14 protein-coding genes and 1 pseudogene are annotated in these 13,864 nt (G+C 69.7%); 3 read left to right on the forward strand and 12 right to left on the reverse strand.

Annotated features, from left to right (window positions below):
- Positions 1-71: 71 nt before the first annotated feature.
- The 3 genes from AF335_RS15845 to acnA form a co-directional block, all read right to left on the reverse strand.
- Positions 72-410 (reverse strand): hypothetical protein, encoded by a 339-nt coding sequence (locus AF335_RS15845; RefSeq protein ID WP_102919029.1) that lies wholly within the window; start codon positions 408-410, stop codon positions 72-74.
- 39 nt (positions 411-449) lie between these two features.
- On the reverse strand, positions 450-719 hold the full coding sequence (locus AF335_RS15850) for a hypothetical protein (RefSeq protein ID WP_102919030.1): 270 nt from the start codon (positions 717-719) through the stop codon (positions 450-452).
- Positions 720-1,073: 354 nt separating this feature from the next.
- On the reverse strand, positions 1,074-3,788 hold the full coding sequence (gene acnA / locus AF335_RS15855) for an aconitate hydratase AcnA (protein ID WP_102919031.1): 2,715 nt from the start codon (positions 3,786-3,788) through the stop codon (positions 1,074-1,076).
- Positions 3,789-4,282: 494 nt separating this feature from the next.
- Between acnA and AF335_RS15860 the strand changes: the two genes are divergently transcribed.
- Positions 4,283-4,834, forward strand: a complete 552-nt coding sequence (locus AF335_RS15860; RefSeq protein ID WP_102919032.1) for a Uma2 family endonuclease — start codon at positions 4,283-4,285, stop codon at positions 4,832-4,834.
- Positions 4,835-4,868: 34 nt separating this feature from the next.
- Here AF335_RS15860 and AF335_RS15865 read toward each other — a convergent pair whose 3' ends face one another.
- Both AF335_RS15865 and AF335_RS15870 read right to left on the reverse strand, forming a co-directional pair.
- Positions 4,869-5,231 carry a GntR family transcriptional regulator gene (locus AF335_RS15865; RefSeq protein ID WP_102919033.1) on the reverse strand — a complete coding sequence of 121 codons (363 nt, stop codon included), beginning with the start codon at positions 5,229-5,231 and terminating at the stop codon, positions 4,869-4,871.
- Between the two features lie 4 nt (positions 5,232-5,235).
- Positions 5,236-6,255 (reverse strand): DUF1648 domain-containing protein, encoded by a 1,020-nt coding sequence (locus AF335_RS15870; protein WP_102919034.1) that lies wholly within the window; start codon positions 6,253-6,255, stop codon positions 5,236-5,238.
- Between the two features lie 78 nt (positions 6,256-6,333).
- Between AF335_RS15870 and AF335_RS15875 the strand changes: the two genes are divergently transcribed.
- Positions 6,334-7,863, forward strand: a complete 1,530-nt coding sequence (locus tag AF335_RS15875) for a helix-turn-helix domain-containing protein (protein ID WP_102919035.1) — start codon at positions 6,334-6,336, stop codon at positions 7,861-7,863.
- Between the two features lie 156 nt (positions 7,864-8,019).
- Here AF335_RS15875 and AF335_RS15880 read toward each other — a convergent pair whose 3' ends face one another.
- The 5 genes and pseudogenes from AF335_RS15880 to AF335_RS35620 form a co-directional block, all read right to left on the reverse strand.
- Positions 8,020-8,499, reverse strand: coding sequence for an ester cyclase (locus AF335_RS15880; protein WP_244927035.1), 480 nt, complete (start codon positions 8,497-8,499; stop codon positions 8,020-8,022).
- Positions 8,500-8,581: 82 nt separating this feature from the next.
- Positions 8,582-9,697, reverse strand: coding sequence for a 3-oxoacyl-ACP synthase III family protein (locus tag AF335_RS15885; RefSeq protein ID WP_184743303.1), 1,116 nt, complete (start codon positions 9,695-9,697; stop codon positions 8,582-8,584).
- 2 nt (positions 9,698-9,699) lie between these two features.
- Entirely contained in the window at positions 9,700-10,251 is a 552-nt protein-coding gene (locus tag AF335_RS35610) for a beta-ketoacyl-[acyl-carrier-protein] synthase family protein (RefSeq protein WP_228772861.1), read from the reverse strand.
- Positions 10,214-11,005 (reverse strand): beta-ketoacyl synthase N-terminal-like domain-containing protein, encoded by a 792-nt coding sequence (locus tag AF335_RS35615; protein WP_244927036.1) that lies wholly within the window; start codon positions 11,003-11,005, stop codon positions 10,214-10,216. Before AF335_RS35615 ends, AF335_RS35610 begins: the two co-directional genes overlap by 38 nt.
- Before the next feature lie 61 nt (positions 11,006-11,066).
- Positions 11,067-12,146: pseudogene (locus AF335_RS35620) on the reverse strand (beta-ketoacyl-[acyl-carrier-protein] synthase family protein); the annotation flags it as partial.
- 64 nt (positions 12,147-12,210) lie between these two features.
- On the opposite strand from AF335_RS35620, the gene AF335_RS15895 reads away from it, so the two are divergent.
- Positions 12,211-12,519, forward strand: coding sequence for a hypothetical protein (locus tag AF335_RS15895; protein ID WP_184743300.1), 309 nt, complete (start codon positions 12,211-12,213; stop codon positions 12,517-12,519).
- Positions 12,520-12,715: 196 nt separating this feature from the next.
- Here AF335_RS15895 and AF335_RS15900 read toward each other — a convergent pair whose 3' ends face one another.
- Positions 12,716-13,189, reverse strand: a complete 474-nt coding sequence (locus tag AF335_RS15900; RefSeq protein WP_087925750.1) for a DUF1772 domain-containing protein — start codon at positions 13,187-13,189, stop codon at positions 12,716-12,718.
- A gap of 154 nt (positions 13,190-13,343) precedes the next feature.
- Positions 13,344-13,787 (reverse strand): enediyne antibiotic chromoprotein, encoded by a 444-nt coding sequence (locus tag AF335_RS15905; protein ID WP_170127708.1) that lies wholly within the window; start codon positions 13,785-13,787, stop codon positions 13,344-13,346.
- Between the last annotated feature and the right edge of the window lie 77 nt (positions 13,788-13,864).

The raw sequence follows: 13,864 nt of genomic DNA on the forward strand, positions 1-13,864 counted from the left end.
ACAAGGGGACAGGGGTCGGGGAAGGGCCGGTCGGTGCTTTCCGGCCCTTCCCCTGCTGCGCCGCGCGTGCGCTAGTGGCTGGAGACGGCCGCCGGGACGCAGTGGAGGCCGGTGGCCGGGTTCTGCGCGTTCAGGCCGAGCGCGCTCAGCAGGCCCGCGTTCTGCTGACGGTCCACGGACTGACAGGCGGCCAGCATGGTGGTGCCGTGGTCGGGGGCCGGCGGAGCGTAGACGCCGCCGCCCGAGGCCGTCGCGGAGCTGCTGCTGGAGCTGCCGGCGCCGGCACCCGCACCGCCGTCCCCGTCGGGGCCGTACGCGAGCGGGGCGGCCACGATGCCCATGACCGTGCGCTCGGGCAGCAGCTCGCCGGCGACGCCGTCGAGTTCCTCGAAGCTGATGGCGTTGTCCATTTCCTTGCCCTTCTCTGATGACGGATTACGGATCAGTGCTCAACGGGTGGAGATGGCCGCGGGAATGCACGTCGTCGTATAGCCGGGGTCCTGGGACGCGAGCCCCAGGAAGACGAGGAGCGGAGGACTTCCCGCGTTCTGCCGGTACTGGCAGGCGTAGGCGACCGTCGTGCCGTGGTCGGTCTTCACCATCACCGGATGAACCGGCTGGTCGGAGGCCGCCGGCAACACGCTCGACAGCGCGAGCCGCGGAGGGAGCTCCTCGCCCGAAAGGCGTTCGAGCTCCCCGAAGGTGACGGCGGATCCCATGGTTGTTCCCTCCCTAGGGGACGACATCGTCCCGGCGTCGATCCCCGGCGGAGACTAACCAGGAGCGGAATGCCCGACACTTCGCCAATCCTCCGACCACCCGGCCGAGTTGGGATTTAAGCCCTGAGGGTGGAGGGGCGAACGCGTGTACCGAGCCAAGGGGGTACGCGAGTCAATTGGCTGGAATGGTCGCCTAGTTCCCGCCGTGCCCAGTTGACGAAGTTCGTCTTCGAGCCGGGCCTGGGCGGCCCCGGATCGTCGACGAGAGCCTGTAAGTCCCCGAACGCGGCAGGGCCGCACCCCGTACGAGACGGGGTGCGGCCCTGAACCGCTCGGCTGTGGCGCCGGAACCGCTTACTTGCGGATCAGCGAGCGCAGCACGTACTGCATGATGCCGCCGTTGCGGTAGTAGTCCGCCTCACCGGGGGTGTCGATGCGGACGACCGCGTCGAACTCGACGCCGGTGTCGGTGGTGACCTTGACCGTGCGGGGCGTACGGCCCTCGTTGAGCTCGGTCACACCGGTGAAGGTGAAGGTCTCCTCGCCGGTCAGGCCCAGGGACTCCGCCGAGGCGCCCTCGGGGAACTGGAGCGGCAGGACGCCCATGCCGATGAGGTTGGAGCGGTGGATGCGCTCGTAGGACTCGGCGATGACGGCCTTGACGCCGAGCAGCGCGGTGCCCTTGGCGGCCCAGTCGCGGGACGAGCCGGAGCCGTACTCCTTGCCGGCCAGGACGACCAGCGGGATGCCCTGGTCGATGTAGTTGCGCGAGGCGTCGTAGATGAACGACACCGGGGCGCCGTCGACGGTGAAGTCGCGGGTGAAGCCGCCCTCCGTGCCCGGCGCGATCTGGTTGCGCAGGCGGATGTTGGCGAACGTACCGCGGATCATGACCTCGTGGTTGCCGCGGCGGGAGCCGTAGCTGTTGAAGTCACGACGCTCGACACCGTGCTCGGTGAGGTACTTGCCGGCCGGGGTGTCGGCCTTGATGGCGCCGGCCGGGGAGATGTGGTCGGTGGTGACCGAGTCGCCCAGCTTCGCCAGGACGCGGGCGCCGGCGATGTCGGAGACCGGGGTGGTCTCCATCGTCATGCCCTCGAAGTAAGGGGGCTTACGGACGTAGGTGGACTCGGTGTCCCACTCGAAGGTGTTGCCGGTCGGGATCGGCAGCGCCTGCCACTGGGCGTCGCCCGCGAAGACGTCCTCGTAGGACTTGTTGAACATGTCCTCGCCGATGGCGTTGGCCACGACGTCGTTGACCTCGGCCTCGGAGGGCCAGATGTCCTTGAGGAAGACCGGGTTGCCGTCGGTGTCGGTGCCCAGGGCGTCCTTGGTGATGTCCACCTTCATGGAGCCCGCGATGGCGTACGCGACGACCAGCGGCGGGGAGGCCAGGTAGTTCATCTTGACGTCGGGGTTGATGCGACCCTCGAAGTTGCGGTTGCCCGAGAGGACGGACGTGACCGCGAGGTCGTGCTCGTTGACGGCCTTGGAGACCTCCTCCGGCAGCGGGCCGGAGTTACCGATGCAGGTGGTGCAGCCGTAGCCGACGAGGTTGAAGCCGACCTTGTCGAGGTAGGGGGTCAGGCCCGCCTTGTCGAAGTAGTCGGTGACGACCTTGGAGCCCGGGGCGAGGGTGGTCTTGACCCACGGCTTGCGGGTCAGGCCCTTCTCGACCGCCTTCTTGGCCACGAGCGCCGCGGCGACCATGACGTAGGGGTTCGAGGTGTTGGTGCAGGAGGTGATCGCGGCGACGGTGACGGCGCCGTGGTCGATCTCGTAGGTGCTGCCGTCGGGGGCCGTGACCGTGGTCGGGCGGGACGGAACGCCGTTGGTGGAGGCCGGGGAGTCGGAGGCCGGGAAGGACTCCTTGCCCGCCTCGTCGTCGTCCTCGACGTAGTTACGGACGTCCAGCGCGAACTGCTGGGCGGCGTTGGCCAGGACGATGCGGTCCTGCGGGCGCTTCGGGCCGGCGATGGAGGGGACGACCGTGGAGAGGTCGAGCTCCAGCTTCTCGGAGAAGTCCGGCTCGGCGGCCGGGTCCAGCCAGAGGCCCTGCTCCTTGGCGTACGCCTCGACGAGCGCGACCTGCTGCTCGGAGCGGCCGGTGAGCTTCAGGTACTTCAGGGTCTCGCCGTCGATCGGGAACATCGCGGCGGTGGAGCCGAACTCCGGCGACATGTTGCCGATGGTGGCGCGGTTGGCGAGGCTGGTGGCGGCCACGCCCTCGCCGTAGAACTCGACGAACTTGCCGACGACGCCGTGCTTGCGCAGCATCTCGGTGATCGTGAGGACGAGGTCGGTGGCGGTGGTGCCGGCCGGGAGCTCACCGGTCAGCTTGAAGCCGACGACGCGCGGGATGAGCATGGAGACCGGCTGGCCGAGCATCGCGGCCTCGGCCTCGATGCCGCCGACGCCCCAGCCGAGCACGCCGAGGCCGTTGACCATGGTGGTGTGCGAGTCGGTGCCGACGAGGGTGTCGGGGTACGCCTGGCCGTTGCGGACCATGACCGTACGGGCCAGGTGCTCGATGTTCACCTGGTGGACGATGCCGGTGCCCGGGGGGACGACCTTGAACTCGTCGAAGGCGGTCTGGCCCCAGCGCAGGAACTGGTAGCGCTCCTTGTTGCGGCCGTACTCCAGCTCGACGTTCTGGCCGAAGGCGTCCTTGGTGCCGAACTTGTCGGCGATGACGGAGTGGTCGATGACCAGCTCGGCCGGGGCCAGCGGGTTGATCTTCGCCGGGTCGCCGCCGAGCTCCTTGACGGCCTCGCGCATGGTGGCGAGATCCACGACGCAGGGGACGCCGGTGAAGTCCTGCATGATCACGCGGGCCGGCGTGAACTGGATCTCCTGGCTGGGCTGGGCCTGCGAGTCCCAGCCACCGATGGCACGGATGTGGTCGGCGGTGATGTTCGCGCCGTCCTCCGTGCGGAGCAGGTTCTCCAGCAGCACCTTCAGGCTGTAGGGAAGGCGCGCGGCGCCCTCGACCTTGTCCAGCCGGAAGATCTCGTACGACTCGTCGCCCACCTGCAGCGTGCTACGGGCGTCGAAGCTGTTCGCCGACACGACAGTCTCCTTCATGCATGAATTCGCGTACTACGGCAATCCTGCCGTCACGTGATCGCGCTCATCCGCTAAGGTGTGCCTTAGTTAGGCAAGCCTTACTGGCGCGACAGCGGTACGCCTCTCGTCAGATATCTCGATGTCGAGATAACTCTAGTACATCGACGTGGAACGGTCATGCCCGGATGCGCCACGGCCGCGATCATCCGATCGCGGCGTTTGATGGCGAATACGGACGTTTCAACCGCGAAACAGGTCCGATGGGCCGGACGGCCCGCCGGACCCGCACCCGTGCCGGGGGGAAGTTCGACCGGGTGGGTGCACCCGGACGCGTACTGCGGGTGGGCGTGGGGCTGTGGGCGCCGGGGGTTCGAGGAACACCGGGATCGTTCCCCTGTTCGAGTGAACGGCCTGCGGGCAGGCCCCTGGCGGGTGGTGATTGCTATAGACACAAGGCAGTCGTCATGCTGCTGTCACGATGTCCGCGGGAGGACCGAATGAGCGCACAGCCCCACATGTACGCGGCCGACGACCCCGAAACCGCGCTGAAGTATGCGATCCAGCACATCAAGGGCGACCGAGTGCAGATCGTGGAGGGGGTCATTGAACCGATGTCACCGACCTGGGGTCATGAAAAGGCGGTTACCAAAGTCCGTCGGCAGATCGAGCCGACAGCGGACAAGTTGGGCTGTGTGATCGGATCGGGGAACGTCGATCTTCCAGGCACCCCGAACTGGTACGTCCCCGACCTGGCCGTCGTCCCGGACCAGTTCGAGAACGCCGAAGCGGTGACCCCCGACCAAACCCTGCTCGTCATGGAAGTCACCTCCGACTCCAACGGCGATACGGACCGGATCGTCAAGCGCCGCCGCTACGCCGAGTACGGCGCTCCGCTCTACTTCCTCGTGGACCGCCAGGAACGTAGCTGCACCCTCTTCTCCAAGCCGGGCGAGCTCGGCTATACGAATTCGGACGGACCCCACCCTTTCGGAACTCCCATCCACCTCCCCGACCCCTTCGGCCTCGACCTGGACACCTCGGAGTTCTGACCCGGCCCACCACCGGCCCGCCCCCCCCGGTGCCTCAGCGGTCCGCCAGCCCCGTCCGTACGAGCGCGACGACCTGTTCCTCCGAGAGGCCGAGGGCGCGGGATTCGGTGACCAGGCGGCGGACGCCTTCCATGAGGCGGGCGCGGCCGGGGGCCGTGTCGCCCGCCGTGACCACCGCGCCGCGGCCCCGGCGCAGTTCGATGAGGCCCTCCTCGCGCAGGCGCTGGTAGCCGCGGAGCACCGTGTGGACGTTGACGGCCAGGGAGTCGGCGAGGGCGCGGGCGGCGGGGAGGCGTTCGCCGGGGCCGATGGAGCCGTCGGCGATGGCGCCGCGCACGGCGGCCGCGATCTGGTCGCCGAGCGGCAGCGGGGAGGCGGGGTCGAGGCGGAGCAGCACGGGGTCAGCCTCCCTGGCCGGTGGGGGCGTTCTCGCGGTCGCGGGCTATCAGCGCGTTGAGCAGTGCGGCGGCGGTGGCCGAGTCGTCGACCGTGACGGTGAATTCGCTGCCGGTGGTCAGGTGGGCGACGAGCGCCTCCCCGGAGCGCAGGACGAGCCCGCTGCTGCCGGGGTGCACACGGTAGCCCCAGCCGCCGAAGTCCGCGAGCGCGCGGACGTCCCGGCTGCTCGCCCGCTCGACGCGGGCGAGGGGTATCCGGATCCGGGGCAGGCCACCCCAGGGCAGGCCGGCGGAGAGGCCGTGCCGGTCGACGGTGACGCGCAGCCGGCAGCAGAGCAGGAACATGACGCCGGGGATGAGGAACGAGAGGGACCAGCCCCATCCGGCGGCCACGGCGACGACGGCGCCGAGCGCCAGGAGCGCCGCTCCGGTGACGGCGAGGGCCCGGGAGCCGGTGGTGCGCGTCCACGCCGCGCTCTCGCGGGGGCCGAGTTCCAGGCCGGGGGCGAGGGGGCCGGGTCCGGTGCTCCTCGGGGGCGCCGGGGCGTCCTTGCCCGCGAGCAGCAGGCCGAGGCCGGCGGACACGGCGGCGGCCGCGAGGGCCTCGGCGAGTGTCATGAGGGACAGCCGGACGTCCTCGGCCGCGTCGGCGCGGGCGTTGCCGACGACGAGCGCGAGGAAGGGGACGACGACGAACCCGGCCAGACCGTAGGCCAGCGTGACCAGGGGGCGCATCGGAAGGGACTTGGCTCCGGCGCGTTCGGCGCCGAACGCGCCGACGCACGCGGCGAGCACGACGCCCGGTATCAGCAGGAGCGCGACCGCCACGTACGGAAGCGCGGCCAGGCTCGTGAACCCGTCGGCGCGCCCCGCGGTGCCGAAGTGTGTGGCCACCGGGTCCGGCAGCCGGCTGCGCAGGGAACCGAACACGGCGAGGAAGACCGCGGAAAAGACCAGGTAGGGCGCCAGAACCACGACGACGCGGCGCCGGACGGACGAGGGTTGTGCGGACACGTTCACCATGACCTCCAAGTTGTTCGCATAGTAATAGAACAACTCCCCACGAGGAAGGAATCTCATATCTGAGATACCGTCTGACTCATGACAGACGCTTACCTCGCCCGTATCGGCAAGCTCATCCGCGATGCGCGACAGCACCGCGGTTGGACTCAGTCGCAGCTGGCGGACGCCCTCGGCACCAGCCAGAGCGCCGTCAATCGCATCGAGCGCGGAAATCAGAACATCAGCCTTGATATGATCGCCCGCATCGGTGAGGCGCTGGACAGCGAGATCGTCTCCCTGGGGTACGCCGGGCCCATGCATCTGCGTGTGGTCGGCGGCCGCCGCCTCTCCGGCTCGATCGACGTCAAGACCAGCAAGAACGCTTGCGTGGCGCTGCTTTGCGCGACCCTCCTCAACGCCGGCCGGACGACCCTGCGCCGGGTCGCGCGGATCGAGGAGGTCTACCGGATCCTCGAAGTCCTCGGCAGCATCGGCGTCAAGGCCCGCTGGATCAACGACGGCAACGACCTGGAGATCGTGCCGCCCGCCGAGCTGGACCTCGCCGCGATGGACACCGAGGCCGCCCGCCGCACCCGAAGTGTGATCATGTTCCTGGGTCCGCTGCTGCACCGGATGGACCACTTCAAGATCCCGTACGCGGGTGGCTGCGACCTCGGCACCCGGACCGTACAGCCGCACATGACGGCCCTTCGCCACTTCGGCCTGGAGGTCACCGCCACCGACGGCACGTACCACGCCCAGGTCGACCGTTCGGTCGCGCCCACCCGGGCGATCGTGCTGACCGAGCGCGGGGACACCGTCACCGAGAACGCCCTCCTCGCGGCGGCCCGGCACGACGGCGTCACGGTCATCCGCAACGCCAGCTCCAACTACATGGTCCAGGACCTCTGCTTCTTCCTGGAGGAGCTGGGCGTCAAGGTCGAGGGCATCGGCACCACGACCCTGACCGTGCACGGCGTCGCCACCATCGACCGCGACGTGGACTACGCGCCGTCCGAGGACCCGGTCGAGGCCATGAGCCTGCTCGCCGCCGCCGTGGTCACCGAGTCCGAGCTGACGATCCGCCGGGTCCCGATCGAGTTCATGGAGATCGAGCTCGCCGTCCTGGAGGAGATGGGCCTCGACCACGAGCGCAGCCCCGAGTACCCCGCGGACAACGGCCGCACCCGGCTGCTGGACCTGACCGTCCGCCCCTCCAAGCTGCGGGCGCCGATCGACAAGATCCACCCGATGCCGTTCCCGGGCCTCAACATCGACAACGTCCCCTTCTTCGCGGCCATCGCCGCCTCGGCGCAGGGCCAGACCCTCATCCACGACTGGGTCTACGACAACCGCGCCATCTACCTCACCGACCTCAACCGCCTCGGCGCCGACGTCAAGCTCCTCGACCCCCACCGGGTCCTGGTCGAGGGCCCGACCCGCTGGCGCTCGGCCGAGATGATGTGCCCCCCGGCCCTGCGGCCGGCCGTGGTCGTCCTGCTGGCGATGATGGCGGCGGAGGGCACGTCGGTGCTGCGCAACGTCTATGTGATCAACCGGGGTTACGAGGACCTGGCGGAGCGGCTGAACTCGATCGGCGCGCAGATCGAGATCTTCCGCGACATCTGACCGGCGGAATGCCGCCGCGTCCCGTCCGGCCCGCGGAGAAGCGGACCGGGAGGGGGCGCGGCGGCAACCGTGGGACTTCTCTGCCAGTTCGTGCCTCAGGCAAGACCCCGGCCCGGTGGGCCGCTGTCCAGGGCCCGGGGCGCCCTGGCGCACGGCTCACCCGGACAGCGGCGGCTTCGCCGTCCCGTTCCGGCGGGTGCCATTCCGGGCGCCAGGAGCAAGGCCCTTCATGCCCAGTACGGCCAGCATGTTCGAATCGACGCCGATGCCCCAGCGTTCGGCGATCAAGCCTCCTGTCAACCGCCAGACGACCACCCCCGTGAACTCGATGGCGCGGCCGGTCGGCGGCAAACCGAGAAACTCGCCGAGGTGAGTGCCCCGCCAGGTGTTGTGGATGACGACATGGTCCGCGTGAGCACTCATGTCCTCGATCGTGACGTGCAGATCGGGGAATCCGGCCCGCAGTCCGGCGATGGTGTATTTGACTCCCGGGATGCCCTTCGGGGCTCCGGGCAGCGGCTGGTGATCGACCACATCGGCACGGTAGATCTCGTCGACCACGGAGAAGTCGCCCCGGTTGACGAACTCGTCGAACACTCTGCGGATGACGGCCTTGTTGCGCTCGTCGTCGCTCACGACCGCCACCTGATCGGCGGGCGCGGTAGCGCGCGGTTCGTCGCGCCGGGCCGGAGGGAGGTTCCCGGGTCCGAGGGATGGTTCAGACATGTCCGGGCCCCTGCCAGGTGAGGGTGAGTCCCGCATAGAGATAGCGGCTGGCCTCGATGGCGAGCAGCAGGACCTTATGTCCCGGACGCACCCGGCCTGCCGCGATCCCGGCGTCGAGGGCGAGTGGCACCGCAGCGGAACCCGTGGCTCCGACATCGGCCAGATTCTCGACAATGATCTTCTGCAGCGCGCTGTGATCGGCCGCGCCGATCCCTGCGGATTCGAATTCCCGGCTGAAATATTCGGCGTTTCCCTCGGGCAGGACACAGGCATCGACGTCGTCCACCGACAGGCCGGAACGCCGCAGCACGTCCCTCAGCCCGGTGGCGAACACCTGGGGGCCGAACTCCGCGGTGCCCGGGACATCGAGCCGGATCTCCATCAGCCGGTCACGTCTCCGCTGTTCGGCCAGGGGTGCGTCCGTACCGCCACCGACGACCTGCATGCCTGGTCGCCGGCCGCCGCCGAGGCACTGGGTCGCGAAGGTGTGCCCCAGTGGATCCTCGGCAGCCGACCCCTCCTCGCCCGCACGCAGTACGACCGCTCCCGCACCGTCCCCGAAGGTGTACACGGTGAGCCGGTCGCGCATCCGGACGCGGAAGGGATCACGGCCGAGGTATACGGGGGCCAGCAGCGGTGAGATCGACTCGGCACCGACGACGAGCGCGGTTCGGTAGGTCCCGTCGGCCAGCATGCGGCGCGCGTAGTCGAGTGCCTGCACCGCCCCCACGCAGCCGGCGCGCACCTCGACGACGGCGCACCGGTCGAGACCGAGCCGTTCCTGAACAAAAGTGCCTGCCGCGGGCAGGGCGTGGTCGGGGCTGGCCGTGGACATCACCAGGAGGTCGATGTCGCCGGGCTCCAGGCCCGCACGCTCGAGGGCGAGGCGTGCAGCCGCTGTCGCCATGCCCGTGGTGCTGGAGTGGTGTTCACCGGTTTCCGGGTCGATGATCCAGTGCCGGTGCCGCACCCCGATCCCGGTCAGCACGTCCTCCGGCAGCGGACCGCACAGCCGTTCCAGTGTCGTGTTGTCGATGGGGTCGCCCGGCAGCTGGGCGCCGGTGGAGAGAAAGGAGATCCGGCGGAGGGCGGTGACGTGCTGAGGCATGGTCAGTTCTCCGTTGCGGGTCGGAACACAAGGCTGATGTGGGTGCCACCGAGAGAGGAGCTGTTGACGAGCACGGGGCCCGCGGCCCCGGTGCGCCGCCAGCCGGTGATGGCCAGAGCCGCCGCGAGTTGGGCCCCGGCGCCCACGGGCTCGCCGAGAACGCGCTTGGGGGCATGCACCGGGCGGGGGGAGTCACCCGTGAGCCGGCCGATCGCCCGCGCCTCCGGACGGTCCACGGCGGCCAGCCCCGCCGCATTGGCCCACACGGATTCCAGGTCGCCGGCCGCGAGGTGACTGTCCGCGAGAGCGTGGCGCATCGCGCGCTCGACACCGGCGCCGTGTACGTCCCAGCGCCCCACCCCGAGCGCGTCGGACGCGGTGCCGTGGCCCACGAATTCCGCGAGGACCCGGGCCCCCCGGGCGCGGGCGGCGGAAGCGCGCTCCAGGAGCAGCGCGACGCCGCCGTCGGCCAGGGTGTAGCCACGCCCCGCGGAGCCGCGGAAGAGCGGGAGCGCGTCATAGAAATCGAGCACCGTGGCCGAGAGGTCGTCCATCGCCGGGCAGAGCACCGCGTCGGCGCGGCCCGCACGCACGCAGCAGGTCGTACGCCACGGAGAGGGCGGAGGCGCCTGCCGCGTGCCCCGCCGTGACCGTGGACGTGGGCCCCTTGGCGCCGAGCACCATGGCGACCTGTCCCGCGGCGGCGTTGAAGACGGTGTTGGGGAAGACGGCAGGGCTGGCCGCCGCGGACCCACTGGCGAGTACGGGCAGGTAGAACTCCTCCGTACTGCGCATCGGCCCCAGCCCCGTGCCGAGCACCACGCCCACCCTGTCGTGGGCATCGAGACCCGCGTGCACCAGCGCTTCGTGACAAGCGGCGACGGCGAGGAGGCCCAGTCTGTCCATACGCCGGCGTTCCCGGGGCGGGATCCAGCGGCCGGGGTCGAATTCGACAGGGGCGGCCCGCAGTCCACGGTACGGGCCGCCGGGGCTCACGCCCGCTCGGTACTTCTCCCACAGTGCATCAGGATCCTGGCCTCCTGCCGTGACCACGCCGATGCCGGTCACGACGACGCTCTCGTCCCGGGCTTCGGGCGGGGCAGGCACCGAGGTGCCCGGCCGGGCGAAAGCGACGGTGGCATTGGCGCCGGCGAAGGCGAAGTTGTTGGACAGGGCGACGTCCATGGGCTGTCGTCGTGCCCGCAACGGCACACTGTCCAGACCGCACTTGGGGTCGACACCGGTGAACCCGGCCGTGGGCGGGAGCGTCTGGTCCCGCAGGGCCAGGACGGTGACGACGGCCTCCACGGCACCGGCGATGCCCGACGGTCGACTTCGTACTGCTCAGCGGGGTCTTCTCAGCGGCCTCACCGAGGGCGGCGCGTACGGCGTTGCTCTCGGCCTCGTCGTTCTTCCGGGTCCCTGTTCCATGGCCGTTGATGTATCCGATGTCGTCGGCGGATACGCCGGACGATCTCATGGCGCCCCGGATGGCCCGGCTCGCGCCCTCGCCCTCCGGGTGCGGCGCTGTGGCGTGGTACCCGTCGGCGGAGAGTCCATAGCCGATCAGCTTCGCCAGCACCGGTGCTCCGCAACGCTGTGCGACGGATTCCTCCGCCAGCACCAGCATGCCGCTCCCCTCGCCCAGCGACAGGCCGTCCCGGTCTCTGGAATACGGGGCGGCCGGGCGGGCGGACAGCGACTGGAGGCTGGTGAACCCGGCGAAGGCGGTCTCGGTGAACGCGTCGCTGCCGCCCACCAGCATCGCGTCGGCACGTCCCCCGCGTATCACCTCCAGCGCATGCGCCAGGGCGTGCGCACCGGACGCGCATGCGGTGTTGACGGACAGGACAGGACCCTGGATGTCGAACGCCGCGCTCAGCGCCTCCGCCAAGGCGTGCGGGGACACCAGCAAGGGCTGGAAGGGGTTACCGTCCGTTTCCCCGGATCCACGGGCCCGGCTCAGCGCCAGCTCGCCGCTGCGGGTACCGCCGTTGCAGCTGCCGAACGCGATCCCCCAGCGTTCCCGGGGTATCCCGGTCAGCCCGCTCGCGGCGAGCGCCTCCTGGGCGGCGGTGAGCGCGAAGTCGAGGGCGGGTTCCCTCGCCCCGCCGAGCCCTGCCGGATAGTCGTAAGCGGGGACCGGGAACTCCGGAACCTCTCCTCCTATCCTCGGTGCGGAGCCGTCCTCGGCGAAGGCTTCGACGGGGCGAATGGCCACCGTGCCGTCCAGACTGCCTTTCCACAGCGCCTCGGCGCCGATGCCGTGTGCCGTCACCGCTCCCACGGCCGTGATGACCACGTGCCGGATCTTTCGGGACGTGCCGTCCATTGCGCCCTCTCCTTTCACGCCTGGCCGTTCCGGGACCGGCTGTTCTGAGATGGGTGATGCCGGAGGGTCTCCTCCGGCCCTCACGTGAGGTGGAGACGGAGACGACGGCGGGTTCATCGGGCACTACAGCGACCACGACGCCTCACTCGCCCCGGAAGGCGAGTCGCTGTTCCAAGGCGAGATGCCGATGCGCCGAGGCGAGTCGAAGGCGGACTGCCTGGCCAGGCTCGAGGGCCTCTACGACCTGGCCGCGCCGGACTGGCGCGGCCGTGTGACCTGGCGGCGCGACTACGTCTCGCGTGGCCGCACAGGCGCCCTCGACCTCCCCGGCACGACGTGGCGGGACCGGCCGGCGATCGATCGGGGTGGGGACGTCTTCCTCGCCGGGGACAGCGTCGCGGCTCCGGGGATCCTCGCCGAGGTGTCACTGAACAGCGGCCGGACAGCGGCGGATCTCGCTGTCGAGCGGCTCACCACGCTCCACGCGTGACACCGGGCGGAGCGTGAGTGCTGCCGCGATCGGCCTCGTCCGCATCGGCGCCTGGAACACCCACCGACCTCGTGCCCGGGCTCCCGCATCTCACCCGGCAGCACTTCGCCCCACCGGACGACCGGTGAGGCGAAGTGTTCAGGCTCTCGAATTCGCCGGCGGCACCGCGGACGCCGCGGGGCCTGGGACGCCGATCTCAGCGGACCGCGACGGCCACCGCCAGCGCCGCGAGCAAGTAGCCCTGCAAGGCGACGCGAAGGTTGATGACCCGGTCCCAGCCCCGTTGCAGTGCACGGGCGTCCTCAAGCTGCCGGCCCTCGAGGACGGCCGCGACGAACGCGCGGTTGATCGGCGCGCTGATCTTCGCGTAGATGACGAGCCAGACGAATGCCGCCACCGCCGCGGTACCCGCAAGGATCGCCGAGGCATACGAGCCGGCCAGTGCGGTGGCCACGATGCCGAGGACGATCGCGATGACACTGACGACTCCCGTGACGGGCATGCGGCGATCCCCGTAGAGGTGGACATATCCCATCGCACGGGCCAGCGTGACGTCATCGGCCCGCGCCATGGCGGAGCGCTGGACAATGGCACAAAAGGCATCGGTGCCGTAGACGATCGCATTCGACATGATGGCGATCAACAAGAATACTAAACCGGCGGTTTCCATTGCTCTTCCTCATCTTCGGATGACGGGCATCGCGAAATCATGTCATCCTTTCCCGGGATTCCTGGATGCGAACCCCTTTCACCGGAACGCCGTTGCGGGCCGCGGAATAAGCGGCCCGCAACGGCGGGAACCAACCCTTGCGGGACGGGATCGGTCAGGCGAAGGAGAGGGGAGCCGCGCCCACGCCGTGGCCGAGGTCGCCCGTCAGCACGGCAGCGATACCGACCTGGTTCACGGAGGCGTCAACGACGCCGGTCTCTTTACCGGTTGCCATGTCGTAGCCCACGAAGTTCTTCTTGACGGTGAACGAGAGGGTGAACGACCCGTCCTGACTTACCGTCACCTGTGTCTGCGTCGCCTGGTCGCACGCGACCCGCTTGGCGAAGTCGAGGTCGCACTCGGCGATGCCCAACTGGCTCCCGGGGGTATAGCCGGCGCCGGACACAGTGATCGTCTGGCCGTCCGTGAGCCCGGAGGCCGGAGTTGCGGTGATGGCAGCCGCGGCCGCCGTCGCCGGGTTCGCGACGAGCAGTGTCGCACCGATGGCTGCGGCGACGAGGGCTCCCGCGCGCATCGACTTCCGTGACATGTGCGTCATACCTGCCTTCTTCCTTCCCATTGCCGTATGAGCGTCACCGGAAGCCTAGGAACGGGAGCTGGGCAAGATCCTTGAAA

The sequence above is a fragment of the Streptomyces eurocidicus genome, assembly GCF_002891295.1.
Classification (GTDB): domain Bacteria; phylum Actinomycetota; class Actinomycetes; order Streptomycetales; family Streptomycetaceae; genus Streptomyces; species Streptomyces eurocidicus.

Excerpts from the sequence above, each read along its gene's own strand:
- AF335_RS15895 (WP_184743300.1), top strand. The coding sequence starts at position 12,211 with ATGCCGATGCGCCGAGGCGAGTCGAAGGCGGACTGCCTGGCCAGGCTC.
- AF335_RS15845 (WP_102919029.1), bottom strand. The coding sequence starts at position 410 with ATGGACAACGCCATCAGCTTCGAGGAACTCGACGGCGTCGCCGGCGAG.
- AF335_RS15860 (WP_102919032.1), top strand. The coding sequence starts at position 4,283 with ATGAGCGCACAGCCCCACATGTACGCGGCCGACGACCCCGAAACCGCG.
- AF335_RS15870 (WP_102919034.1), bottom strand. The coding sequence starts at position 6,255 with ATGGTGAACGTGTCCGCACAACCCTCGTCCGTCCGGCGCCGCGTCGTC.
- AF335_RS35610 (WP_228772861.1), bottom strand. The coding sequence starts at position 10,251 with ATGGACGACCTCTCGGCCACGGTGCTCGATTTCTATGACGCGCTCCCG.
- AF335_RS15885 (WP_184743303.1), bottom strand. The coding sequence starts at position 9,697 with ATGCCTCAGCACGTCACCGCCCTCCGCCGGATCTCCTTTCTCTCCACC.
- AF335_RS15905 (WP_170127708.1), bottom strand. The coding sequence starts at position 13,787 with ATGACGCACATGTCACGGAAGTCGATGCGCGCGGGAGCCCTCGTCGCC.
- AF335_RS15900 (WP_087925750.1), bottom strand. The coding sequence starts at position 13,189 with ATGGAAACCGCCGGTTTAGTATTCTTGTTGATCGCCATCATGTCGAAT.
- AF335_RS15875 (WP_102919035.1), top strand. The coding sequence starts at position 6,334 with ATGACAGACGCTTACCTCGCCCGTATCGGCAAGCTCATCCGCGATGCG.
- AF335_RS15850 (WP_102919030.1), bottom strand. The coding sequence starts at position 719 with ATGGGATCCGCCGTCACCTTCGGGGAGCTCGAACGCCTTTCGGGCGAG.